We start from the raw sequence: 22,408 nt of genomic DNA, 5'->3' as shown, positions 1-22,408 counted from the left end.
CGCGGCGCAGCGCCGCGAGCTGCTGCGCCGCCTGAACGAGACGCAGCACGCGGCGCTGGCCGAGCCGGCGGGCTCGGGCGCCGGCCTGCTGCTGGAAGGGATCATGCTGCGGCTGCAGGCGGACCTGCGCTGGCTGGTGGCCTGCGAGCGAGCCTGGTCCAGGATCGACGACAAGGTTGAGGACGCATGAACGAGTCGAGTCCCGTGGTCGGTGTCCGCGGCCTGGTGAAACACCATGGTCAGGGGCAGGGCCGGGTCCGCGCGGTCGACGACGTCGACCTGGAGGTGCCCCAGGGGCAGATGCTGGCGGTGATGGGCCCCAGCGGCTGCGGGAAGTCCACCCTGCTCCACCTGCTCGGTGGCCTGGAGCGGCCCAGCGACGGGGAGGTGTGGCTGGCGGGCCGGCGCATCGACACGCTGAGCGAGCGGGCGCTGGCGCGGCTGCGGCGCCGGTCGGTGGGGTTCGTCTTCCAGGCCTTCCATCTGGTGGAGGAGCTGTCGGCGGCCGAGAACGTGGAGTTGCCCGTCCTGCTGGCCGGGCGCTCGCGGCGCGAGGCCAGGCGGCGTACGGGCCTGCTGCTGGAACGGGTCGGGCTCACCGACCGTGCCCGGCATCTGCCGTCGCAGCTGTCGGGCGGGCAGCGCCAGCGGATCGCCATCGCCCGCGCGCTGGCCAACGACCCGCTGGTCGTCCTGGCCGACGAGCCGACCGGCAACCTCGACACCGCGGCGACACTCGACGTGCTGAGAATCTTCGAGGACCTGCGTTCGGCGGGGCAGACCCTCGTGATCGTCACGCACGACGAGCGGGTGGCGGCCACCGCGGACCGGCTGATCTCGATGCGCGACGGGATGTTCGTCGACGACACCCGGATGGCCGGCACGGGCACCGGCACCGGGTGGCTCGGCGGCCTGATCGGGCTGGAGGGCTGAACGGCATGGGCTCCATCGTGCTCATCGTTCGTCTGGTGCTGGCTGATGTGCGGCGGCACCAGGTCCAGGCTGCGATGCTCCTGCTCGCGGTGACCATGGCCTCCGCCACGATGGCACTGGGCCTGTCCCTGCGCGGCGTGAGCGACGCGCTGTACGAGCAGACCCGCGCGGCCACCGCCGGGCCGGACGTGGTGGTGCTCTCCGGCGAGACGGGCCCCGCCGTGACCCCGACCCTGGCCTCGCTGACGGACACTCCCGAAGTGGTCGCCCACCATGGCCCGTACCGCATCGTCTACGCCAACCTCACCACGCGCGATTCCACGTCGTCCCCGGTGGTGGTGCAGGGCTTCGCCGAGAAGCCCGGCGCCGTCAACCGGCCCCTGGTGACCTCGGGTCAGTGGGTCCGCTCCGGCGGCACGGTCCTCGAACGCGGCTTCGCCACCGCGCTGGGCGTCGGCGTCGGCGACCACGTCACCATCGCCGGCCGGTCGTACCCCGTCGTCGGGATCGCCGTCACCGCGGCCACCTCCATCTACCCCTGGGCGGCGCAGATCGGCCCGGGCGGCGGCCCCAGCGACTACAGCGGCCTGGCCTGGATGACCCGATCGGACGCCCGGACACTGGCGTCGTCCCAAGGCCTCCCGGTGACCACGGCCATGGACCTCAAGCTGCGCGACCCCGCCGCCACCGAGGCCTTCATCGACGCCCGCAGCGTGCCCACCCTCCGGGTCAACTTCCACTCCTGGCAGTTCACCGCGCAACAGGACATGGTCATCCTCAGGAACAGCCAGCCGATCCTGGTCGTCGGCAGCTGGCTGCTCAGCTTCCTGGCCATCACCGGAGTGGCGGCACTGGCCGCGGGACGCGCCGTCGAGCAGACGCGCCGGGCCGGGCTGCTCAAGGCCGTCGGCGCCACCCCGGGTCTGATCGCCGCCGTCCTGTTCACCGAGTACCTGGTGCTGGCGCTGGTCGGCGACGTGCTGGGGCTGGTGATCGCCCGCCTGACCGTGCCCGCCATCGCCAGCCCCACCGCCAGCCGGATCGGCGAAGCGGCCGGGCCCGGCGGCGCCACCGTCGCCACGGCGACCGTCCTCGCCGTGGCGGTGGCGGTGCTGTCCACGCTGCGTCCCACCCTGCGCGCCATGCGTACGGCGACCGTCACGGCGCTGTCCGCCACCGCGCACCAGCCCCGCCACCGGCCCTGGCTCACCGCGCTGTCCGCGCTGCTGCCCACGCCGCTGCTGCTCGGGCTGCGGCTGACCGCCCGCCGGCCGGGCCGCGCCGTGCTCCAGGCGTGCTCCACCGCCACCACAGTGATCGCGATCGTCGCCCTGCTGACCGTCTACATCCAATCGGAAAGGGGTTACGGCCTGAACGGCTCCTCCGCCCTGCCCAACCTGCGGGGCGAGCACGACCGCCGGCTGATGCTCGCCGTCGTCATCCTGCTGATCGCACTCGCGGTCGTGAACACCATCACCCTCACCTGGACCACGGCGATGGACGCCCGAGCGAACATGGCCATCGCCCGCACCCTCGGCGCCACCCCGGGACAGATCTCCGCGGGGCTGTCCGCCGCCCAGCTCCTGCCCGCCCTGCTCGGCGCGCTCGCCGGCGTTCCCCTGGGCATCGGCTTGACGGGGCTCTTCAGCGTCGGGAACACGATCACACCGCCCGTCTCCTGGATGCTGGCGGCCGCACTCGTGATCGTCCTGGCAACGGCGGCACTCACCGCCGTACCCGCACGCTGGGCGGCCCGTCGGCCCGTGGCACAGACCCTCAGCGCCGAAACGGCCTGACCAGAGGGTGGTTGCGCAGCCAGGTCAGGACCTGGCCGGCGTGCTCGTCCGGCGGGAAGATCGGGTAGATGACGTGCTCGATCACGTTGGCGCGGATGATCAGGGTCAGCCGCTTGTACAGCGTCCGCCCGCCGGCCTCGAACGTGGGCAGACCGAGCGGCTGGGCCAGGCTCCGCGCCGGGTCGGAGAGCATCTGGAACGGCAGGTGGAGCCGCTCGACGACCTCGCGCTGATAGTCGGTGTCCTGGCTCGACAGGCCGAACACGCCGGCCGCGCCGGCGGCGAGCAGGTCCTGATGGTGGTCGCGGAAGCCGCAGGCCTCCGGGGTGCAGCCGCGCGCTCCGGGGATCGAGTCCCAGCCGTCGGGCAGGTCGGTGCCCGGGCGGCCGGTGAGCCGCGGCTGTTGCGGTGGGCGGTCTCCTCCAGGTGCCCGATCAGCACCGCCCGGCGGGCCGTGAGCCCCTCGATCCGCTGCGTGAGCTCGGCGATCGCGTCCCGGTACCCTCAGCGATTCGTAGTAACGCACCGCTTTGTCGTCACACCCGCCCGCCGGGCCGGCTCGCTGATCCGCATGCCTCTCACCTCGAAGAACGGTAAACCTTGCCCTTGAGGGTGAGGTCAAGCCGGGCCGAGGACATCTCCGTGGCCGCGCGGGCGCCCGCCGCCCCCCGCGCTCTATGCCGACGCCTTGACGGCCGAGCCCGCCGCAGCGCGCTCCCGCGTGACGCGGCGGCGCCGGGTCGGCAGCCCGAGCGTCGGGTTGGCGACGCCCCAGGCGGCGCTCTTGCAGATCAGTTCCTTGTAGACGGCGGCGAGCCGGCCGGTCAGGACCGCCTGCACGGCGCGATCGTCAGCGGTGACGTACTGGATCAAGCCGTCCTTGCGGCCCAGCGAGATGCACTGGTTGAAGTAGCGGATCGACACGTTCGGGAGCCTCCCGCCGGTCAGGCGGGCCGCGATCGCGTCGGCGGCCTGCCACGCGGTCGGGGTTCCCGAGGCGCACGACATGCGCAGCGGCTTGTCGCCGGGGCCCATCACCATGGCCGCGTCGCCGATGGCGTACACGTCCGGGTGCGAGACCGAGCGCATGGTCCCGTCGACCACGATCTGGCCGCTGCCGGTGACCTCCAGGGCGGTCGCCTTCGCGATCGGGTGAACCGCGAAGCCGGCGGTCCACACGGTGACCGCGGCCGGGATGGCCGTGCCGTCGGCGGTGGTGACGCGGTCGGCTTCGACGCCGGTGACGGCGGCGTGCTCGTACGCGGTGATCCCGAGCTTGCCGAAGACCTTGCGCAGGTGCTCGCGGCCCTTGGGGGAGAGCCAGTCACCGAGGCCGTCCCGGGCGGCGAGGGCGACGTCGAGGTCCGGGCGGGCCTCGGCGATCTCGGTCGCGGCCTCCACGCCGGTGAGACCGCCGCCGACGACGACCACGCTCTGCCCGGCGTCGAGGCGGGCCAGGCGCTCGCGCAGCCGGAGCGCTCCGGGGCGGCCGGCGATCTCCTGGGCGTGCTCGGCGGTCCCGGGGACGCCTTGGGCGTTCCAGCGGCTGCCGAGGGCGTAGACGAGCGTGTCGTAGGGGAGTTGTCCGGCGCCGTTCGCGTCGATGACGGCGACGGTCTTGCGGTCGACGTCGACGCCGGTGACCTGCGCGAGCCGGACTTCGACGCCGGTGCCCGCGAACATCTCGCTGAACGGCCGGGGCTTGAGGTCCTGGCCGGTCGCCACCTGGTGCATGCGGACGCGTTCGACGAAGTCGGGCTCGGCGTTGACGAGGGTGATGGCGACGTCCTCGCGGTGGAGCCGCTTGGCGAGGCGGCCGGCGGCGACGGCTCCGGTGTATCCGGCTCCGAGGACGACGATGCGGTGCTGCATTTCCTGCTCCTGTCTGGTGCGGTTGCCTCTTGAACCGGGCAGCCCGCCGTTTCCTGACAGGAACGGGATGTGAAGCACCTCACATCTCGAACAGGGGCTCTCCGTGGTCGGCGGTCGCCCATTGCGCGGTCGCGCGTTCGAGCTTGTCGGGGTTGACCTGGTTGTGGAACGCGGTGATGCCCTCGGCGGTGACCTCCAGGCACATGATGCCCACGACCCGGCCGTCCACGACGGCCACCACGGCGGGGTCGCCGTTGGCGATCCAGGCGTAGATCTCGGGCGAGCCACCGACCATGGTGCGCTTGGCCTCGGCGGGTTTGAACAGGCCCCGCAGGAACTTCGCGACCGCGACGGCGCCCTCGAACGCCTTGACGCGGGCCGGGATCTTCCCGCCGCCGTCGCCGACCGAGATGGCGTCCGCGGTGAGCAGGCGTACGAGCGGCTCGGTCCGGCCGCTGGTGGCGGCCGCCAGGAACTCCTCGACGATCCGCCGGGCGGCGGCCGCGTCGATCTCGGTACGGGCCTTGCCGTCCGCGACGTGCTTCTTGGCGCGGTGGAAGATCTGCTGGCTGGCGGCCTCGGTGAGGTCGAGGATCTCGGCGATCTCCCGGTGCGGGTAGTCGAAGGCCTCCCGCAGCACGTACACGGCCCGCTCGTTGGGGGAGAGGCGCTCCATGAGGGTGAGGACCGCGTACGAGACCGAGTCGCGCTGCTCGGCGGTGTCGGCCGGGCCGAGCATCGGGTCCCCGGCGAGCAGCGGCTCGGGAAGCCATCGGCCCACGTAGGTCTCGCGGCGCGCCCGCGCGGAGGTGAGCTGGTTGAGGCACAGGTTGGTGAGGACCTTCGTCAGCCAGGCCTCGTGGACCTCGATGCGCTCGACGTCGGTGGCCTGCCAGCGCAGGAACGTCTCCTGCACGGCGTCCTCGGCCTCCGCGGCGGAGCCGAGGAGGCGGTAGGCGATGGCCTCCAAGCGCGGCCTGGACGCCTCGAACCGGTCGACGTCGTCCACAGTCAGGGGCATGGCGCGATCCTAGCCCGCGCCGCGCGAACCGGCCGCCGCACCCTAACATGGGCGGGCCCCGGCCCGGATCGAACGATCCTGGACCGGGGTTCGCCCGTCGATCAGCTCGACATGCTCGCGAACATGCCGGGCTCGTAGGAGCCTCCCGGGGTGCGCACGATCACGCCGAGCCGGTTGGCCGCGTTGATCATGGCGACCAGGTAGACCAGCGCGGTGATCTGGTCGTCGTCGTAGTGCTTGCGCACCTGGGCCCAGGTCTCGTCCGACACCCCTTGGTAGGCGTCGGCGAGCCGGGTGCCCTCCTCGGCGAGCGCCAGCGCGGCCCGCTCGGCCTCGGTGAACACGGTGGACTCGCGCCAGGCGGCGACCAGGCTGAGCCGCACCGCGCTTTCCCCGGCGGCCGCGGCATCCTTGGAGTGGTAGTCGACGCAGAAGCCGCAGCCGTTGATCTGGCTGGCCCGCAGCATCACCAGGTCCTGGGTGGGCTTGGGCAGCGTCGACTGCTCGATCGCCAGGCTGACGTTGTAGAACCGCTTGCCGAGCTTGGCGCCGAACTCGTTGGCGTTCAGGTTCATACGGGGTTCCATGACTTCGTCCTCACTTGTGGAGCTGCACGCGGCGCGGATCGTTCGCGCGGTGTCCTGACGGCATAGAGATGCCGGCCACCCGTTCCCTGTGACAACTCGACGATGTGACGTGCGCCACCGGGCCTGGGTGTCACAAACCGCCCGGAACCGGCGTCAGGTGCGCGGCGCAGTCACCGGCTGCCAGTACGGGCTCTACCGGTGGGAGATGCGCGCTCCTCGCCACCGTCGAAGGACAGGCAGGCGCTTCCCCCGCGATGCCCGACCCTGCTCAGGGGAATCGGCGGCGGGTGGCGCGGACGACGACGTCGTGCAGGGGGACCGCTCGGCCCCCGTGGCCGGTGAGCGTGCGGCGGGGCTCTTCGGCGGTGACGATCTCCCACTCCGTGCCGTCCAGGCGCGCGGTGACGGCCGCGGAGGTGGCCGACGCTTCGGCAGGATGCCGGTGCCCGTGGCCGGTGGACTCCGAGGTGTGCAGGTGCCCCACGATGAGCAGCGTGCCGCCGGGAGCCACCCATCCGGCGATGCGATCGTAGAACTCCAGCTGGGGCATCGCCGGGTGAGCGTAGTGGGTCATGACCAGGTCGAACTGGGCGCCCGGGCTCCAGAGGCCCAGATCCGCCTCGACCCACTGCAAACGTTCGGAAGCCCCGCTCGTCGCCGCGCGCTCGGCAGCGCGGGCAAGGGCTTCGGACGAGATGTCGGCCGCGGTGACATGCCAGCCGCGAGAGGCGAGCCAGATCGCCTCCGCGCCGCCGCCACACCCCGCATCCAGTGCCGTGCCCGGTGTCAGGCCGCTGGTCTCACGGGCGAGGTACGGGTTCGGCGGGTTGCCGCCCATGGACCCGGAGCCCCCGGCTCGCCCCTCTTGCCAGTGCCGCTCCCAGAAGTCCTTGTCGAAGTCGTACGTCATAGGTCGTTTTCCCTTGTTCGCGATGATCTCTCCGCCGTGGCGTTGTTCATGGTGCTGACAGAGCAGGCAGATACGCAAACGCTGTTGCCGAATGGCAAAATGGCGGGGTGGACGAAGCCATAGACCGCACTCTTGACGCTGTGGGACCGAGGTTGAAACGCCTTCGGCTGCATCGAGACGTCACGCTCGCCGACCTCGCGGCGGAGACCGGCATCTCCACCAGCACCTTGTCCCGGCTCGAGGCGGGCCTGCGACGTCCCACGCTCGAGCAGCTGCTTCCGCTTGCTCGCGCCCACGGGGTCACACTCGACGAGCTCGTCGACGCGCCGCCGACAGGCGACCCGCGCATCAATCTGCGTCCCATCCCGTGCGGCGACGGCTCGATCGTCCTGCCGCTGACCCGTAGGCCCGGAGGAATCCAGGCCTACAAGTTCGTCCTCCCGACCGGCAGCGACGACGCCGAACCCGACCTGCGCACCCACGAGGGCTACGACTGGGCCTATGTCCTCAACGGAACGCTCCGCCTTGTGCTCGGGGAGCACGACCTCTTCCTCAGGCCCGGTGAGGCGGCGGAGTTCGACACGCGCACCCCGCACTGGTTCGGGGCCACCAGCGCCGGACCCGTCGAGTTCCTGAGCCTCATCGGGAAACAAGGCGAACGCGCGCACGTCCGTGCGGCACCGAGGCAGGGCCCGGTCGAGTAAGAAAGCGTCGGCCGTTGCGGTGCCGAGGCCCGGCCTGACCTGGGGGAGCGGGGCGACCCCGAGGCGACCGTCCATGCCGCCTGCGCGGTCGAGGCATCGGCCGTCGGGGTTCGGCCAGCGTCACGTTCACCCCGTCGCCGTCCTGGAGGATCCGGGCCGGCACCGCCCGACGCCGGGGAGGGCCTCCGGGCACGATGATCGTGAGGTACTACGCCTTGATCAGGCCGAGCTGCTGCAGCTGGGAATAGATGTCCACGACCCCCCAGATGTCGGTGATCTGGCCGTCGGCGAAGCGGGCGATGAAGATCTCGTTGTACGTGACGGATCTGCCGGTCGGGGGCATGCCCCGGTATTCACCGGAGTTGGTCCCGGTGACCGTCTGCCGAGCGACGATCTTGTCTCCCTCGGCGAGCAGGTCCTCGACACTCACGTGAATGTCGGGAAACGCGCGCAGGAGGACGTCCCATATGCGCTTCTGCGCCTGCACCGCGGTCACGCCAGTCCGCTCCGCCGCGTGGAAGCGCCCGTCCGGGTGGATGAACTCGTCGACCGCCTTCGAGATGATCTCCAGATCGCCGCTGTTGACGGCCTCGTGGAAGCGGTGGTACGTCTCCTTGTTGCGTGCTTCCTGAGCTGTTGACATGTCGCCTCTTCTGGTCGAGATAGTGAAATCCGCGTCTCTGTAGTTACCGACCAGACAGCCCCTCGGAATGTGAGGCCGGCGCTTCGCCGGTGGTCCAGTTCCAGCTGGTGATCGTGGTGCGCATCAGGCGGGCGGCGGTCGACAGGTGGCTGTCGGCACCCCAGTACAGCGTGAGCGCGCGACGGCAGTCGGGGCTGTCGACGGTGATCGCGACGAGGGGAGCCCGGATGGAGGTATGCCGGGCGAACGAAGGGACGAGGCCGATGCCGAGCCCCGCGCCGATCAGGTCGGCGATGGCTGTGAGCTCGTCGACCTCACACACGATCTTCGGTGTGAGGCCTCTGGCGGCGAAGAGCCGGTCGAGGAGCCGGCGCTGCCAGTGCCCCTTGCGGGCGGAGACGAAGGACTGATCGGCGAGTTCGTCGATGCTCACCGAGGTACGGCCCGCCAACGGATGATCGAGCGACGTGGCCACCCACACCGCCTCGTCGAGCAGCTGAACCGCCTCCAAGCCCGCGGCGTGGATCGGCTGGGAGGCGACGCACAGGTCGACCTCTTGGGCCCGCAGGTGGCGGGCCATGTCCTCGGCCGCCGCCCAGTGGAGTGCGACCTCGATGGAGGGATGGGCCCGCTTGAAGGCCGCCAGCGGCCCGGTGAGGGTGAGGAACGTCTCCGACGCCAGCCGCACCGTGCCCACCCCCTCGCTGGTGGCCTCGGCGACGGCTCGCCGGCCCGCGTCGAGCTCACCGAGAGCGCGTTCGACGTAACCGCGGAAGAGCTTGCCCGTGTCGTTCAGCCGGAGCCGGCCGCTGCGATCGAACAGCGGTGTGCCCAGTTCGCTCTCCAGACGGGCGATGGTACGGCTCAGCGAAGGCTGGGCGACCCGCAGCTCGTCGGCCGCGCGGCTGAGGTGCTCCAGCCGCGCCACCACCAGGAACTGCCTGAGCGTGTTCAGCTCCATCATGACTCCCAAGGCATAACAGCATAGCGATATTGATCTTAGACAAGATAACCGGCGAGCCATAGTGTCGAGCCCGCTCGCGAACAGCGAGAACAAAGTGAGGAGGGATGTCGCATGCTCACCGTGGCCGCGCGGACACTGCGGGCCGTCGTCAGCGCGCATGTGGTGGCGATCGTCGGCCAGCCGGTGTTCGCCGGGGTCTATCTGACCGGCGACTTCGACGGCCTGCGCTGGCACGCGATCGGCGCCGACGTGGTCACCTCCATCGGTTACCTGCAGGTGATCGTGGCGATCGTGGTGTGGATCCGGCTGCGTCAGGTCTGGCCCTTCCTGGCCACGACGGCGGTGGTGGCGGCCGAGACGGTGCAGTACTTCGCCGGGTTGGACGGCGCGCTGTGGTTGCACATCCCGCTGGGTGTGATGACCGTCGTCGCGCTCGTCGTGCTGTTCATCGCCGTCTGGAGCCGGCCCCTGCCGCGGCGGGAGGCTCGCGATGCGTGAGGATGACGCCCGGGGCCTGACCCGGCGGCGGGTTCTGGGCATCGGCGGGGCGCTCGGGCTGATGGCGGCCACCGGGCTGTCGGCCTCGGCCGCGCTGGCCCGCCGGCCGTCGGTCACCGGCGCCGAGTTGCGCAGTGCCGTACCGCTGCCGCCGCCTTTCCAGGTGCCGCTGCCGATCCCCGCCGTGCTGAAGCCGGTCGGCACCTCCGGCGGCGCCGACCGCTACGAGATCACCCAGCGCGAAGCGAGCGCGGAGATCCTGCCCGGGGTCACGACGCCGATGTGGACGTACGGCGGCACCTTCCCGGGGCCGACGATCGAGTCGCGCCGCGGCCGGCCGGTCACCGTGACGCACCGCAACGAGCTGCCCGTCCCGACGGTCGTGCACCTGCACGGCGGGCGGACCCCGGCGGCTTCCGACGGGTATCCGACCGACCTCGTCCTGCCCGAGGGCCGGCAGGAGCATTCCATGCACATGGAGCACGGCATGCGCGACCCGAGGGCCGTGGTGACCGAGCTGACCAGGGACTACACCTTCCCGCTTGACCAGCGGCCCACGCTGCTGTGGTACCACGACCACCGGATGGACTTCACCGCCCCCGCGATCTGGCGCGGCCTGGCCGGGCTGCACATCGTCCGCGACGACGCCGAGGAAGCCCTCGGCCTGCCCGCCGGACCGCGCGAGCTGCCCCTCATGATCGCCGACCGGGCGTTCGCCGCCGACGGCAGCCTCGCCTACCCAGCCCTCGACCCCACCCTGCGCGTACGACCCGGCGTCCGCGAGCCGTACCTCGCCGGGGTTCTCGGCGACGTGATCCTGGTCAACGGCGCACCCTGGCCCGTGCACGAGGTCGACGCGGCCCGCTACCGGCTGCGCATCCTCAACGCCTCCAACGCCCGCCACTACGAACTCGAAGCGGTCACCGGCGACGGGCGCCGCCTCGACCTCGTCCAGATCGGGGCCGACCAGGGGCTGCTCGCCGCCCCGGTCACCCATCGGCTGCTGCCGATCGCGCCCGCCGAACGCTACGACGTGGTCGTCGACTTCTCCGGTGTCCCGACCGGCAGCCTCGTCAGGGTGATCAACCGGCTCGGCTCCGGCCGTACCGGCGACGTGATGGCCTTCCGCGTCGCCCGCGGAGCCGCCGACGACAGCCGCATCCCCAGCAGGCTGTCCACCGATCTGCCGGATTGGCGGCGTTCGGACGCCGTCAGGGTGCGCGACTTCTCCTTCCGCGCCGGTCAGATGCACGCGGGCCACGGCTGGCTCATCGGCGGCCTGCCGTTCGACCCCGCCCGCGCCGATGTCACGACCCGGCTCGGCGACGTCGAGGTCTGGCGGCTCGTCGCCGACGTCCACCATCCCGTCCACCTGCACCTGGTCGGCTTCCGCGTGCTCTCGCGCAGCGGCAGGGCGCCGCTGGCCCACGACGCGGGGCTCAAGGACACCGTCTCGCTACGGCCCGGCGAAGCCGTGGAGATCATCACCCGGTTCGACGGCTACCGCGGCCGTTACCTCTTCCACTGCCACAACGCCGAACACGAGGACATGGGCATGATGGCCAACGTTGAGATTATTTAGAACGTATGTACTGAGCTGGGTACTTCACATTAGCTCGTGAACAGAGCTAATGTTTTGTGTATGGGCAGTACAGATCTTCCCGACGCTCTCGCGGGCGTCCTGACCGGTATCCAGCGGCTCCTCCGGCGCAGGCTGCGCCGGGGGCTGACCGGGCCGCGGTTGCGCGGCGCCCAGGTCGAGCTGCTGCGGCTGGTCTCCACCAACCCGGGCATCGGCGTCTCGGCGGCGGCCAAGGAGCTGTACCTGGCCGGAAACTCGGTGTCCACACTGGTCAATCAGCTCACGACCGCCGGGTTGCTGCGCCGGGAGATCGGCCACGACGACCGCCGTTCCGCCCGGCTGCTGCCCACCCCCGAGGCCGAGGCGCGGCTGCGCGCCTGGGAGGAGCGGCGCGCGGCGCTCGTCCGCGAGCAGGTGGAGCGGCTCAGTGAGGAGGACCGGGCCGCGCTGACCGCCGCGCTCCCGGCGCTGCGCAGGCTCGCCGAGGGCCTGCACGAGGAGGTGGGGACGGCATGAGGGACGGGACGCCGACGACGGGTGACGCGGTCACCTGCACCGGCCTGCGCTATTCGTTCGGCCGGACCAGGGCCGTCGACGGCGTCGACCTGACGGTCACCGCCGGAGAGGTGTTCGGTCTGCTCGGCCCCAACGGGGCGGGCAAGACCACCGCCATCCGGTGTGTGACCACGCTGCTGCCCGTTCCGTCCGGGATGGTGCGGGTTTTCGGGCACGACGCGGCCACCGAGAAGATGGCGGTCCGCCGCCTGCTCGGGTACGTGCCCCAGCAGCTGTCGGCGGACGCGAGCCTCACTGGCCGTGAGAACGTCTCCCTGTTCGCCCGCGTCTTCGACGTCCCCCGGCGCGAGCGCGCGGGCCGCGTCGGCCAGGCGCTGGAGGCGGTCGGGCTGGCCGACGCCGCCGACCGGATGGCCGGCACCTACTCCGGTGGCATGGTACGCCGCCTCGAACTCGCCCAGGCCCTGGTCAGCGCGCCGCGCCTGCTCATGCTGGACGAGCCGACGATCGGGCTCGACCCCATCGCCCGCACCAGCGTCTGGGAGCACATCATGGCGGTGCGCGCCGCCACCGGCATGACCGTCCTGGTCACCACGCACTACATGGACGAGGCCGAACAGTACTGCGACCGGGTCGCGCTCATGCACAAGGGACGCGTACGGGCCCTCGGCACCCCGGAGCGGCTCATCGCCGACCTGCGCGAGCGGCGCGGTGGCGGCGCGGTGCCGACGCTGGAGGACGTGTTCCGCGACGTCGCCGGAAGCGGCCTCGACGAAGGAGGAGGGGAGTTCCGCGATGTCCGCCGTACCCGCAACACCGCCTCCCGTGTCGGCTGACAGCGCCGGCGCGGGCGGCCTCGACCTGCTGCTCGTTCCGCCGCGCGCCCGTACGGGGTGGCGCGTGCTGCCCGCCAGGGTCGCCGCGATGTGCGTGGTGGAGCTGCAGAAGCTGCGCCACGATCGCACCGAGCTGTACACCCGCGCGATCCAGCCCGCCCTGTGGCTGCTGATCTTCGGTGAGACGTTCACCCGCATCAAGCTGATCCCCAGCGACGGCATCCCGTACCTGGACTATCTGGCCCCCGGGATCATCGCCCAGTCCACGATGTTCATCGCCATCTTCTACGGCATCCAGATCATCTGGGAGCGCGACTCGGGGGTCCTGACCAAGCTCCTGGTCACGCCGACCCCGCGAGCCGCGCTGGTCACCGGCAAGGCGTTCGCCGCCGGCGTGAAGGCGATGATCCAGGCGGTGGTCGTCGTGCTCATCGCCGCGCTCCTGGGCGTGAGCATGACCTGGAACCCCGTGCGCCTGGCCGGCGTGATCGTGGCCGTGCTGCTCGGCTCGGCGTTCTTCTCCTGCCTGTCGGTGACGATCGCCGGGATCGTCCTGACTCGCGACCGGCTGATGGGCATCGGGCAGGCGATCACGATGCCGCTGTTCTTCGCGTCCAACGCGCTCTACCCGACCACGGCCATGCCGACCTGGCTGCAGTACGTCAGCGCGGTCAACCCGCTCAGCTACCAGGTCGACGCGCTGCGCGGACTGCTGCTCGGCGTGCCCGCGCACCTGCCGCTGGACTTCGCGGTGCTGTTCGCGGCCACGGCGATCGGCATCACGGCGGCATCCGTACTGCTGGGGCGGCTGGCACGGTGATCCGCGGGACGCCTCACTTGCGGAAGTAGGCGCGGGCCGAGGGCAGCAGGAGCAGGACGATGACCGTCAGCGAGGCCAGCAGGGTGAAGACGAGGCCTCGGCGATCACCGTGGTGGCGACGGGCAGCACCAGCGCGTAGCCGCCCTCGTCGAGCTGGATGCCGTGGTCGGTCAGGATGGTGGGGGACAGGCCCTGCCGGACGAGTTCGGCCTCGATCGCGTTCTTGACCTCGGCGCCGTAGACGAGGCCCGCCACGGGGGCGGGAGGTCACGCGTCGGGCACGGCACGGTCACCGTGTGGCCCGGGCTCGAACGCCCGCACCGATCCTTCCGTCGGAAAGGTCATGACACGTCACCGTGTACGTCTCGCCGTCCTGCCGTTGTCCGCCATCCTCCTGACCGCCTGCGGCGCAGCGGATACGACCGCCGCCGGTGCCCCCGAACCGAGGTCCGGAGCCCAGGGGCAATCGGGGTTACGCGCGGGCAGCGTCGACGACAACGCCGCCTTCACCGCCTACCTCGACTACCGGGAGAAGTTCGCCGACGAAGACCAGGAGGTGCGCGACGCCGATGTCCGCGGGCGCAGGATCGTGACCGTGACGGACCGCGGCGGCCGGCCGCTGTTCGGCGCCACCGTACAGGCTGGAGATCAGAAGGCGCGCACCTACGCCGACGGACGCGCGTTGATCTTCGGTGACGGCCGGATCACCGTCTCGTACGGCGGAGCCACCGCCGCGGCCACCGGCCAGGCGCCCAAGGTCAAGCTGCCCGTCACCGGGCCGGAGGGCCGGGCCAAGCTGCAGGTGCTGTTCCTCATCGACACCACCGGCTCGATGGGCGACGAGATCGGCCGCCTGACCGCCAGCGTCGACTCGGTCGCCGCACGCATCGCCAAGCTGACGGCGGGGCCCGAGCTGGAGCTCGGCATGACGCTTTATCGCGACAAGGGCGACGAATACGTCACCAGGACCACCGACTTCACCGCCGACGTGGGAACGTTCCGCGAGCAGCTCACCGCGGTGCGGGCCGAAGGCGGCGGTGACACCCCCGAGGACCTGAACGCGGCGCTCGCCGAGGCGCTGGCCAAGCCGGCCTGGCGCGAGGACGCCGTCAAGCTGGTCTTCCTCATCGCCGACGCCCCGCCGCACCTCGACTACGACGGGCCGGACTACCTGACCGAGGCCCGCCGGGCCGCCGAACGTGGCATCAAGATCGAGCCGATCGCCTCGTCGGGCCTCGACGCCCAGGGTGAGTACATCTACCGCCAGCTCGCCCAGCTCACCATGGGCCGCTTCACGTTCCTCACGTACGGGGCCGACGGGGTCTCGCCGGGCGACAGGACCGAGCATCACGTCTCGGAGTACGCCGTGCTGGCCCTGGACGACCTGGTGGTCAAGCTGGTCGCCGACGAGCTGAAGCCCCTGTCGCGATGAGGCGACGCGCGGTCTCCACCGTCACAGTGCCGTAACCAGGGCAGCTTGAAGGCTGGGTCACGTGACCAGGCGCGGCCACGCCGCCGCGAGTGCGGCGTGGCCGGCCGGCGTCGGGTGCACGCCGCCCTCGCTCTCCAGCCGTTGGCAGTCGGTGAACGCCACGGTGCTGCCCGGTCGGAGGGTGATCGTCATGTGTGCTCCTTTGATGAGGGTGTCAGGCGTCCTGGGGGACGGCGTCGTCGAGGGGAGTGGCCGCCTGGCCGCCGGCGGCGTACCGGGCGCGGGCGATCCCCCAGCCGACAAGCGCCGCCGCGACGGTGGTAAGGGTGAGGCCCGCGATGGTGACGGCCTGGTGGAACTCGCCGGTCTGCCGCGGGCTCCAGTGGGAGGTGGCGATGTCACCGGTGAACAGGGCGGCGAGGATGGTGCCGGTGATGGCGATGCCGGTGCCGGAGGTGACCTCGGTGGCGGTGTCGACGAGCGCGGTGCCGATCGTGGTCCGGTTCGCGGGCAGGCCGCGGACCACGTTGAGCCCGGCGACGACGCCGACCACGCGCATGCCGGCCGCCACGAGGACGAGCGCGATCGCGACCCACGGGTAGCCGAACCGGCCGAGCAGGCCGTAGACGGCGAGGCCGGACACGACCGCCGCGGCGCTGATCCAGGCGGCCCGGTCCAGGCCGACCCGCTGCACGAACGGGTTGACGAACGCGCTGCCCGCGATGAGGACGACGACCTGCGGCAGCATCCCGATGGCTGCCTGTGCGGGCGTCCAGCCCCAGTCGAGCTGCAACTGCAGCGTCACCAGGTAACCGAGTCCGGCGGTGGCCAGCCCGGTGGCGGCCTTGTAGGCCAGGCCGCTGGAAACCAGGGGAAGGGCGAGGAGTTTCAGGTCGAGCAGCGGATGGCGGGCCAGGCGCTCGCGCAGGACGAAGCAGCTCGCCGTCACGGCGGCCGCGGCGGTGGCCGCCCAGGGCGCCCATGAGCCGGCGCCCTCGTCCACGAACAGCGTCGGCGCGAGGAGCGCGAGCACGATCGTCGCCGTGCCCAGCAGCATCCCGGGGACGTCGAGCGGGTCGCGGTGGAGGTCGGCCTGGTCGTCGGCGGCGATGCCGGCGCGCACGCCGAGGAACGCGAGCACGGCGATCGGCACGTTCACCAGCAGCAGGGCCTGCCAGGGCGCGATCGCCAGCACCAGGCCGCCCGCCGTCGGGCCGATCGCGAGCCCGACCAGGCCGACGGTCGAGATGAGGGTCACCGCGCGCACGCGCAGGCCGTCCTCGTGGAACAGCCGGAACGCCAGCGCCATCGATCCCGGGGTGGTCATCGCCGCGGCGACGCCCATCGTCGCCCGGACGGCGATCAGCTGCTCGGCGGTGGTGACCACGGCGGTCGCCAGGCTCGCCACGCCGAGCAGGACCAGCCCGATCAGCATGATCCGCCGCCGGCCGAACCGATCGGCGATCGCGCCGAACGCCGGCATCAACCCGCCGAACACGACCGCATAGGCGCCCGTCACCCACTGCAACGCGATCGTCGAGGCGTGCAGCTCGCGTCCGATCACGGGCAGAGCGACGTTCAGGATCGAGTTGTCCAGCATCTCGAAGAGGAACACCGCCGACAGTCCCGCCAACGCGACCCACGCCTCCCGCAGCGACCGGGGAGTACGACCAGCCATCTCATTCATGGAGGACTCCCTTCACGTCGCGATCCCGACGGGAACCCTGATCGAGGCGATCCGCCCGCTCGCGCGGCCCGCTGGGGCCTGCTCCGGCGACAATGACAGTGGTCTGTTCGAAGGACACGCCACTAGGTTATGCGACTAAGTTAAGTGACACAAGAAAGTGAGGTCGGGATGCCCAGGACCGGAGCGCGAGGCGGACCGCAGACGCGCGCGAAGATCTCGGAGGTCGCGACCCGGCTGTTCCTCGAACGCGGATTCGACACGGTCACGGTCACCGAGGTCGCGCGGGAGGCCGGCGTCTCGGCCGTGACGGTCTTCAAGCACTTCCCGCGCAAGGAGGACCTCCTGCTGGACCGCGAGGTCGACGCCGTCGGGCTCCTGCACTCAGCGGTACGCGACCGCGCCCCGGACACCGGAGTGCTCCAGTCCCTGCGCGACACGGCGTTCCGTCTCCTCGAGGAGCGGCACGCCCTGTCCGGCCTCAAGGACGGGTCCGCCCCGTTCTTCCGGACCGTCGCGGCCTCGCCCACCCTGGTCGCCCGCGCCAGGGAGATCGCCTCCGACCTCCAACGGACTCTCGCCGACGAGCTCGAACACGACCCGCTCTTCGACGGCGACGCCCCGCTGCTGGCCGCCTTCTTCATCGCCGGCTACACCGTCGTGCTGGTGGAGACCGCCCGGCGCCTGATCGCCGGAGATCCGGCCGACACGGTCGCAGACGACCACCGCGCCCGCCTGGAGCGCCTGTTCGACGCCCTCAGCAGCGGAGTCGTGCCCCGGCCGTGAGGATCACCGCCGCACTGCCCGCATCCGCGTCGCATGGAGGTTAGGTGAGGCGATCGCCTACGAGATCCGGCTGATCGGTGCGAACCAGACACCGATCGGCAGCCCGACCTGGGAGCCACTCCCGGCTTCGGCAGGCAAGGCGTAACGGCACGTGGTGTCCGAGGGACTCGGCGATCACGATGGGGTTCTTGCCGTCGCGGGCGAGCTGGGCCGACGGCACGAAGCGGCAGCGGATCCTGCGCACCGTGTACGAGTGCGGCGTCTTTCAGACGCTACGGGAGAAACTGCGGTGCAAGGAGATCTGGGTGGTCGGCGCCGGCCGGTGGTGCGACCCCGACGACGACCTGCCGAAGGACTTCGAGGACAGGCGGGCCGAGAACTACGCCAAACCCCGCAAACCGCTGGATCCGCAGGCGTTCGTCGACCAGCTCCGGGGCGAGACGGACGCCGAACTGTCGGCGCTGAACGACGCCCTGACCGGGAAGGGCCTGGCCTGGCTGAAGATCGCCGCACGGCGCAACGCCGGGGCGATCCATCCCACCCCGCTGGACGCCGCCCCGGAACCGCGCAACCTGCGCCGGCTGAAGGCGGCGATCCGGGACCGGTGGGGCGTCGTCCCGCTGATGGACATGCCGACCGGGACCGTCCGGCGGACGGGCTGCCTGAACGTCTTCACCCCGGCCGGGACGCCGCGCCCAACGCACCGCTGCGCACCGCGCCGTGAGGCCGTCAGGCCGTCCCGGTGGCGGGCACAGTGCCGGGCTCGCCGTCAGACCACTCAACTATGCTGTAGGCGAAGTGGCGGCCGTAGTGGCCGGGATATCCCGTGCACTGCCACCACGACCCGAGATACTTCCGCTCCTCTGACCGCGTGGCGTCCCATGCCAGTCTCAGCGCGTTGCAGTGCTCGTCGTTGCTTTCCGCAAGAATCGACTGCGTCGCGAACAGGCCTATAGCGCCCAGAGCAGCGTAGGCGACTGCGACGGCCACTGTCTCATCCACCTCATAATTCTGGGTTTGTTCGGAGGCGGTCTTCTTGACGTGGTTATTCTCGTCTTCAGTCAGGTAGCGCATGGGCGGGGGAAGCGGGACCGGCGTGGGGGCCTGGTTCTCGGTCATGTGATCACCATGGCATAGGGGCATTGCCCCGTCACCATGGCCGCTTCGTGGACGGCGCCCTTCCCCCGGTCTCGTGCGTCGTACCTCGCTGGTCTGCCGCAAGCGGGGTTCAGAAACGCGGCTTTGATGCACCCTGTGGGGATTCCGGGCCCATGCAGAAGGGATGAACGGCGGACGCGTCGGCCGATACCGCGCCACAGCCGCCGCCGCCGGGGAACGCCGACGACCTCCTCGTGCTCACCGCCGATGTCCGGGAAGGACGGCATGCCGAGGTTGATCGTGGTCGCGCGGCGGGCCCGTTCATCGAGCTGGTGATCGCGGTCGGTAGCGGCCGGCCCGCTCACGCCGGAACGGTTCCATCGGGTTGTGGTGGTGCTCGTTCGCGCGGCCCCGGGCCGATCATGAATCCGTTCCCGCAGGGTCGGTCGCGGCGCGCGGCCACCGGCTCAACGACCGCGCCGTCGCCGTCCAGCAACCGGAACGGCTCCCACGGGTCACCCGTTTCCTCGAGCCGTCCCACCACCCGCACGACTAACGACGCCAGATCCCGCTCAGCAGGCCGACCGGCGCGGGCTCACGCCGCTGTTCCACACCAACATGACCCCCTACGGTGAGATCCGGCTGCGCACCGACCGGCGCCTGGACCTCACCGACCTGCCGACTGCGTAACGCCGGACGCTCACGCGTTCCGGCGGCAGCGCGGCTGGACCATCCCGGCGCTCGATGCCGGCGGGGGCGTCGGCGATACTGTGGGCGTGGAGTACGTGTCCAGAGTGCCGCGACCGCCGCTGGACGGGCTGATCGACGACCTTTACTACCTGGAGGGTGCGCCGCCGTACGCCCGGCTGATGCTGCCGCCGATGCCGTCGGCGTTGCTCATCGTCAACCTCGGGGCGCCGTTCCGCATCCGCGGCGGCACCGACATCGAGACGGCCGAGTACGCCGACGGCTGCGTGGTCACCATGCCCACCCGCGCGCTGGAGTTCGGCTACCCACTCCGGACCCGGTCCGTCGGCGTGCACTTCAAGCCGTGGGGACTGGCGCCGTTCCTGCCGATGCCCGCTGGCGAGCTGTGTGACCGGCCGGTGACGGTGGAGCAGGTTTGGGGCCGGCCCGCCATTGCTGAGCTGCGGGACCGGCTGGCCACGGCGGACGGGCCGTACGAGATGCTGACGTTGCTCGAGGAGGAGTTGATGCGACGGCTGTGCGAGACCGCCGGTCTGGGGCTGGTCCGCCATACGAGCAGCGTCATCGCGGCGACCAGCGGGGCGGTGGCGATCGGCGACCTGAGCATGGCAGCCGGTGTCAGCAGCACTCATCTGGCACAGCGGTTCAAGAAGCTCATCGGCGTCACGCCGAAGCGGCTGGCCCGCACCTACCGCTTCACCGCCACCGTGTTCGCGATCAACCCCGCCGGACCGATCGACTGGGGCGACCTCGCCGGTGGCGCAGGCTACTTCGACCAGGCCCACTTCGGCCACGAGTTCCGGGCGTTCACCGGGCTCACGCCGACCCGGTACGTCGAAGTCCGGCGGCGGTTCCTGCGCGAACACCCCGGCCACGCGCTGGACGGCTGGCCGCTGCCGGCCGATTGATTTCTTACAAGAGCGACAGCTCACGACACGCTAATTTGGGGGCACCCCAAAGCAGAGGAGAGCCCCGTGGGCAAGGTGGTCATGTACAGCTCGGTGTCGGTGGACGGCTTTGTCGCGGACGAGAATGACCAGCCCGGACCGCTGTTCGACTGGTTGTCCAGCGGTGACGTCCCGTTGGACGAGAGCGGCGAGCTGAAGGTGTCGCAGACGTCCTACGACTACACCCGGACGTACTGGGACCAGATCGGAGTCACGATCGTCGGCCGCCACGTCTTCGACCTGACGGACGGCTGGGACGGGAAGCCGCCGAGCGGCATCGACCACGTGGTCGTCGTGTCGCACCGGCCGATGCCCGAGGGCTGGGACCCCGAGGCGCCGTTTCACTTCGTCGACGGCGTCGAGGCAGCCGTGGCCAAGGCGCAGGAGCTTGCGGGTGACCGCACGGTCGAGGTGGCCGCCGGCGATGTCGGTGGCCAGGTGCTTGCCGCGGGCCTGATCGACGAGGTGCGCATGGACGTCGTACCCGTCGTGTTCGGGTCCGGCAAGCGCTACTTCGGGTCGGTCCACGCGCAGCACCTGTTGGGGGATCCTGACGTGGTGATTCAGGGCAACCGGGTGCTTCACCTGCGCTATGGGGTGCGCCGTTGACCGATCTGAGCGGGTACGCGCAGAAGTCCACTGCGAACGGTGACACAAGATCGGGCCTCCGGCTGCTTTCTACGCCGACATCCTCGACGACGCGGGCGCCCTCCACCTTTCCGCCCACATCCTGCGGCACACCTTGGCGACCAACCTCCTGCGCGCGGGCGTCGACACCGTCGTCGCCGAACTCCTCGGCCACACCAGCTACCCGCGGTGAGAAATCGCCGACTGCATTCGCCCATCACGCACGTTGCTCGCCACCAGCACTCCGCGCCAGAGCGTATCGGCGGCGCGCTGCCTCCGACGGCCCAGTAGGCGGCGGGTAAGCGGGAAGCCGTCCGGATGCCATGATCATGGGCCATGGACATCGACGTTTCTGGGACCTGGTCGAGCGCTCCGCCGCGGAGACCGGCGCTCGGCAGGTGCGAGTGGAATGGCTCGAGAATCATCTCTCCGGCCTGTTCGCTGATGAGATCGTGGACTACGACGTCTGGTTCACGATCTGCCGCAACCGCGCCTGTTCCTGGGACATGTACGCGGCCTTCTCCATCACCACCGGCTACGCATCGTCCGACGGATTCGAGTATTTCGCGGACTGGCTGATCAGTCTGGGCCGAGAGGACTTCGAAAAGGCCGTCGACTGCCCCGATCGCATTCTCGAGCTGTCGGCCATAGCAACAGCTCGACGAGCTGTCGCGTAATTCCCGACACAAGCGGGCAAGAATGTCAAGGGACGGCGGGGGCCGGCTCAAGCGGGTCACGCTTACCAGGCGCTCACGCTGGCCGGAGGAGGCTTATCCGAACTTCGAGTTGTTCGCCTATGTGACCAGGCGTGCGTACGAACGGGCGACAGGCCTGAACTCGAGTGCCTGGGGGACGCCGTCGCGGCGCGCGGGGTCGAGAGTGAATTCCCCTTCCTGAGCTTCATCGCCCGGCCTGATGGCGAGGAATGGGATTTCGGCGATGAGACCGAGTTCACGCGTCGGCTCCCGCGGCTCGCCCACCACTACGGCGTCAATGACGACCCGGACAAAAGCTCTCCGAATGGTGGCCGCGATTTATGCATCGAGGCGGAGAAAGAACCCGCATCTGGTTGTTCTCCCGCGGTATTGGGCTACTCGCCGTTCCAGGCGGGGCTGGCCTTCCTGCCCATGACGCTGGCCGTGGCGGCCAGCGCGTTCGGCATCGCCAGTCCGTTGCTGCCGCGCGTGCCCGCGCGGCTGCTCATCGTGCCCGGGCTGCTCGTCACAGCCACCGGCCTGCTGCTGCTCACCGGGCTCACTCCCGAGAGCGACTACCTCACCATGATCGTGCCGGCCGAGGTGCTGCTGGGCGGGGGGATCGGCTGTGTCATCACCCCTGGGTTCAGCGTCGTGACCCAAGGCGTCGACCGCCGGGACCCGCTCCCGACCGGGGACGGCGACGTGCTGCTGTGCCGCCACGGCAAGGGGTCGGCGCGGTTGCTGCT

Annotated in this window: 25 protein-coding genes and 3 pseudogenes; 17 read left to right on the top strand and 11 right to left on the bottom strand. The window is 70.7% G+C overall.

The genetic code is table 11. The annotated features are described in order from the left end of the window. The 3 genes and pseudogenes from ACWDX9_RS41160 to ACWDX9_RS41150 form a co-directional block, all read left to right on the top strand. Nucleotides 1-190: pseudogene (locus tag ACWDX9_RS41160) on the top strand (PadR family transcriptional regulator); the annotation flags it as partial. After that, nucleotides 187-933 carry an ABC transporter ATP-binding protein gene (locus ACWDX9_RS41155; protein WP_364262800.1) on the top strand — a complete coding sequence of 249 codons (747 nt, stop codon included), beginning with the start codon at nucleotides 187-189 and terminating at the stop codon, nucleotides 931-933. The pseudogene ACWDX9_RS41160 and the gene ACWDX9_RS41155, both read left to right, overlap by 4 nt. Before the next feature lie 17 nt (nucleotides 934-950). Then, nucleotides 951-2,729: an FtsX-like permease family protein gene (locus ACWDX9_RS41150; protein ID WP_449964378.1), complete on the top strand. Its 1,779-nt coding sequence runs from the start codon at nucleotides 951-953 to the stop codon at nucleotides 2,727-2,729. Here the strand turns inward: ACWDX9_RS41150 and ACWDX9_RS41145 are convergent. The 5 genes from ACWDX9_RS41145 to ACWDX9_RS41125 all read right to left on the bottom strand — a co-directional run bounded on the left by ACWDX9_RS41145 (nucleotide 2,710) and on the right by ACWDX9_RS41125 (nucleotide 7,119). Continuing rightward, nucleotides 2,710-3,255 (bottom strand): peroxiredoxin, encoded by a 546-nt coding sequence (locus ACWDX9_RS41145; protein ID WP_449964376.1) that lies wholly within the window; start codon nucleotides 3,253-3,255, stop codon nucleotides 2,710-2,712. The genes ACWDX9_RS41150 and ACWDX9_RS41145 overlap by 20 nt on opposite strands. A 149-nt stretch (nucleotides 3,256-3,404) precedes the next feature. Beyond that, nucleotides 3,405-4,601, bottom strand: coding sequence for an NAD(P)/FAD-dependent oxidoreductase (locus ACWDX9_RS41140; RefSeq protein WP_449964373.1), 1,197 nt, complete (start codon nucleotides 4,599-4,601; stop codon nucleotides 3,405-3,407). A gap of 79 nt (nucleotides 4,602-4,680) precedes the next feature. Next, the gene (locus ACWDX9_RS41135; RefSeq protein ID WP_449964371.1) at nucleotides 4,681-5,622 is read right to left on the bottom strand and encodes an RNA polymerase sigma-70 factor; all 942 of its coding nucleotides are present in this window, start codon (nucleotides 5,620-5,622) and stop codon (nucleotides 4,681-4,683) included. Nucleotides 5,623-5,723: 101 nt separating this feature from the next. Then, complete coding sequence (locus ACWDX9_RS41130; RefSeq protein WP_449964370.1) at nucleotides 5,724-6,209, bottom strand: carboxymuconolactone decarboxylase family protein; 486 nt, start codon at nucleotides 6,207-6,209, stop codon at nucleotides 5,724-5,726. Nucleotides 6,210-6,477: 268 nt separating this feature from the next. Further along, complete coding sequence (locus tag ACWDX9_RS41125) at nucleotides 6,478-7,119, bottom strand: class I SAM-dependent methyltransferase (RefSeq protein WP_449964367.1); 642 nt, start codon at nucleotides 7,117-7,119, stop codon at nucleotides 6,478-6,480. 152 nt (nucleotides 7,120-7,271) lie between these two features. On the opposite strand from ACWDX9_RS41125, the gene ACWDX9_RS41120 reads away from it, so the two are divergent. Beyond that, nucleotides 7,272-7,823, top strand: a complete 552-nt coding sequence (locus tag ACWDX9_RS41120; RefSeq protein ID WP_449964363.1) for a helix-turn-helix domain-containing protein — start codon at nucleotides 7,272-7,274, stop codon at nucleotides 7,821-7,823. Between the two features lie 208 nt (nucleotides 7,824-8,031). Here the strand turns inward: ACWDX9_RS41120 and ACWDX9_RS41115 are convergent, their stop codons facing one another. Beyond that, nucleotides 8,032-8,466: an ester cyclase gene (locus tag ACWDX9_RS41115; RefSeq protein ID WP_449964360.1), complete on the bottom strand. Its 435-nt coding sequence runs from the start codon at nucleotides 8,464-8,466 to the stop codon at nucleotides 8,032-8,034. A gap of 43 nt (nucleotides 8,467-8,509) precedes the next feature. Further along, entirely contained in the window at nucleotides 8,510-9,430 is a 921-nt protein-coding gene (locus ACWDX9_RS41110; protein ID WP_449964357.1) for a LysR family transcriptional regulator, read from the bottom strand. Between the two features lie 111 nt (nucleotides 9,431-9,541). On the opposite strand from ACWDX9_RS41110, the gene ACWDX9_RS41105 reads away from it, so the two are divergent. Genes ACWDX9_RS41105 through ACWDX9_RS41085 form a run of 5 tightly spaced genes read left to right on the top strand, consistent with a single transcriptional unit; the run spans nucleotide 9,542 to nucleotide 13,682 of the window. Beyond that, complete coding sequence (locus tag ACWDX9_RS41105) at nucleotides 9,542-9,928, top strand: hypothetical protein (protein ID WP_449964354.1); 387 nt, start codon at nucleotides 9,542-9,544, stop codon at nucleotides 9,926-9,928. Continuing rightward, nucleotides 9,921-11,510 (top strand): multicopper oxidase family protein, encoded by a 1,590-nt coding sequence (locus ACWDX9_RS41100; RefSeq protein ID WP_449964351.1) that lies wholly within the window; start codon nucleotides 9,921-9,923, stop codon nucleotides 11,508-11,510. Before ACWDX9_RS41105 ends, ACWDX9_RS41100 begins: the two co-directional genes overlap by 8 nt. Nucleotides 11,511-11,570: 60 nt before the next feature. Continuing rightward, complete coding sequence (locus tag ACWDX9_RS41095) at nucleotides 11,571-12,026, top strand: MarR family winged helix-turn-helix transcriptional regulator (RefSeq protein WP_364262758.1); 456 nt, start codon at nucleotides 11,571-11,573, stop codon at nucleotides 12,024-12,026. Further along, nucleotides 12,023-12,862, top strand: a complete 840-nt coding sequence (locus ACWDX9_RS41090) for an ABC transporter ATP-binding protein (protein WP_449964348.1) — start codon at nucleotides 12,023-12,025, stop codon at nucleotides 12,860-12,862. The genes ACWDX9_RS41095 and ACWDX9_RS41090 overlap by 4 nt, the downstream gene beginning before the upstream one ends. After that, nucleotides 12,852-13,682 carry an ABC transporter permease gene (locus ACWDX9_RS41085; RefSeq protein ID WP_449964345.1) on the top strand — a complete coding sequence of 277 codons (831 nt, stop codon included), beginning with the start codon at nucleotides 12,852-12,854 and terminating at the stop codon, nucleotides 13,680-13,682. The genes ACWDX9_RS41090 and ACWDX9_RS41085 overlap by 11 nt, the downstream gene beginning before the upstream one ends. A gap of 66 nt (nucleotides 13,683-13,748) precedes the next feature. Here ACWDX9_RS41085 and ACWDX9_RS41080 read toward each other — a convergent pair whose 3' ends face one another. After that, entirely contained in the window at nucleotides 13,749-13,937 is a 189-nt protein-coding gene (locus tag ACWDX9_RS41080; protein WP_449964342.1) for a hypothetical protein, read from the bottom strand. 88 nt (nucleotides 13,938-14,025) lie between these two features. Between ACWDX9_RS41080 and ACWDX9_RS41075 the strand changes: the two genes are divergently transcribed. After that, nucleotides 14,026-15,114, top strand: a complete 1,089-nt coding sequence (locus ACWDX9_RS41075; RefSeq protein ID WP_449964339.1) for a VWA domain-containing protein — start codon at nucleotides 14,026-14,028, stop codon at nucleotides 15,112-15,114. Between the two features lie 57 nt (nucleotides 15,115-15,171). Here ACWDX9_RS41075 and ACWDX9_RS41070 read toward each other — a convergent pair whose 3' ends face one another. After that, nucleotides 15,172-15,306 carry a hypothetical protein gene (locus ACWDX9_RS41070; protein WP_449964336.1) on the bottom strand — a complete coding sequence of 45 codons (135 nt, stop codon included), beginning with the start codon at nucleotides 15,304-15,306 and terminating at the stop codon, nucleotides 15,172-15,174. 22 nt (nucleotides 15,307-15,328) lie between these two features. Next, the gene (locus ACWDX9_RS41065) at nucleotides 15,329-16,801 is read right to left on the bottom strand and encodes an MFS transporter (protein WP_449964333.1); all 1,473 of its coding nucleotides are present in this window, start codon (nucleotides 16,799-16,801) and stop codon (nucleotides 15,329-15,331) included. 168 nt (nucleotides 16,802-16,969) lie between these two features. On the opposite strand from ACWDX9_RS41065, the gene ACWDX9_RS41060 reads away from it, so the two are divergent. Together ACWDX9_RS41060 and ACWDX9_RS41055 are read left to right on the top strand one after the other, a co-directional pair. Next, a complete protein-coding gene (locus ACWDX9_RS41060; protein WP_449964330.1) occupies nucleotides 16,970-17,584 on the top strand; it encodes a TetR/AcrR family transcriptional regulator in 615 nt (204 codons plus the stop codon). 209 nt (nucleotides 17,585-17,793) lie between these two features. After that, nucleotides 17,794-18,273: pseudogene (locus tag ACWDX9_RS41055) on the top strand (Tn3 family transposase); the annotation flags it as partial. Between the two features lie 40 nt (nucleotides 18,274-18,313). Here ACWDX9_RS41055 and ACWDX9_RS41050 read toward each other — a convergent pair. Further along, nucleotides 18,314-18,703 carry a hypothetical protein gene (locus tag ACWDX9_RS41050; protein ID WP_449964384.1) on the bottom strand — a complete coding sequence of 130 codons (390 nt, stop codon included), beginning with the start codon at nucleotides 18,701-18,703 and terminating at the stop codon, nucleotides 18,314-18,316. Nucleotides 18,704-19,458: 755 nt separating this feature from the next. Between ACWDX9_RS41050 and ACWDX9_RS41045 the strand changes: the two genes are divergently transcribed. From ACWDX9_RS41045 to ACWDX9_RS41025, 5 genes and pseudogenes are all read left to right on the top strand, one after another. Beyond that, complete coding sequence (locus ACWDX9_RS41045; RefSeq protein ID WP_449964327.1) at nucleotides 19,459-20,298, top strand: AraC family transcriptional regulator; 840 nt, start codon at nucleotides 19,459-19,461, stop codon at nucleotides 20,296-20,298. 66 nt (nucleotides 20,299-20,364) lie between these two features. Continuing rightward, the gene (locus ACWDX9_RS41040; protein ID WP_449964324.1) at nucleotides 20,365-20,946 is read left to right on the top strand and encodes a dihydrofolate reductase family protein; all 582 of its coding nucleotides are present in this window, start codon (nucleotides 20,365-20,367) and stop codon (nucleotides 20,944-20,946) included. A gap of 49 nt (nucleotides 20,947-20,995) precedes the next feature. Next, nucleotides 20,996-21,157 (top strand): tyrosine-type recombinase/integrase, encoded by a 162-nt coding sequence (locus tag ACWDX9_RS41035; protein WP_449964382.1) that lies wholly within the window; start codon nucleotides 20,996-20,998, stop codon nucleotides 21,155-21,157. A gap of 130 nt (nucleotides 21,158-21,287) precedes the next feature. After that, on the top strand, nucleotides 21,288-21,641 hold the full coding sequence (locus tag ACWDX9_RS41030) for a DUF4240 domain-containing protein (RefSeq protein ID WP_449964323.1): 354 nt from the start codon (nucleotides 21,288-21,290) through the stop codon (nucleotides 21,639-21,641). Nucleotides 21,642-22,049: 408 nt separating this feature from the next. Next, nucleotides 22,050-22,408 (top strand): annotated as a pseudogene (locus ACWDX9_RS41025) (hypothetical protein); the annotation flags it as partial.

This window comes from Nonomuraea sp. NPDC003201, from assembly GCF_053590415.1.
The sequence above is the reverse complement of the archived record's forward strand: the minus strand, read 5'-3'. Positions and strand labels throughout refer to the sequence as shown.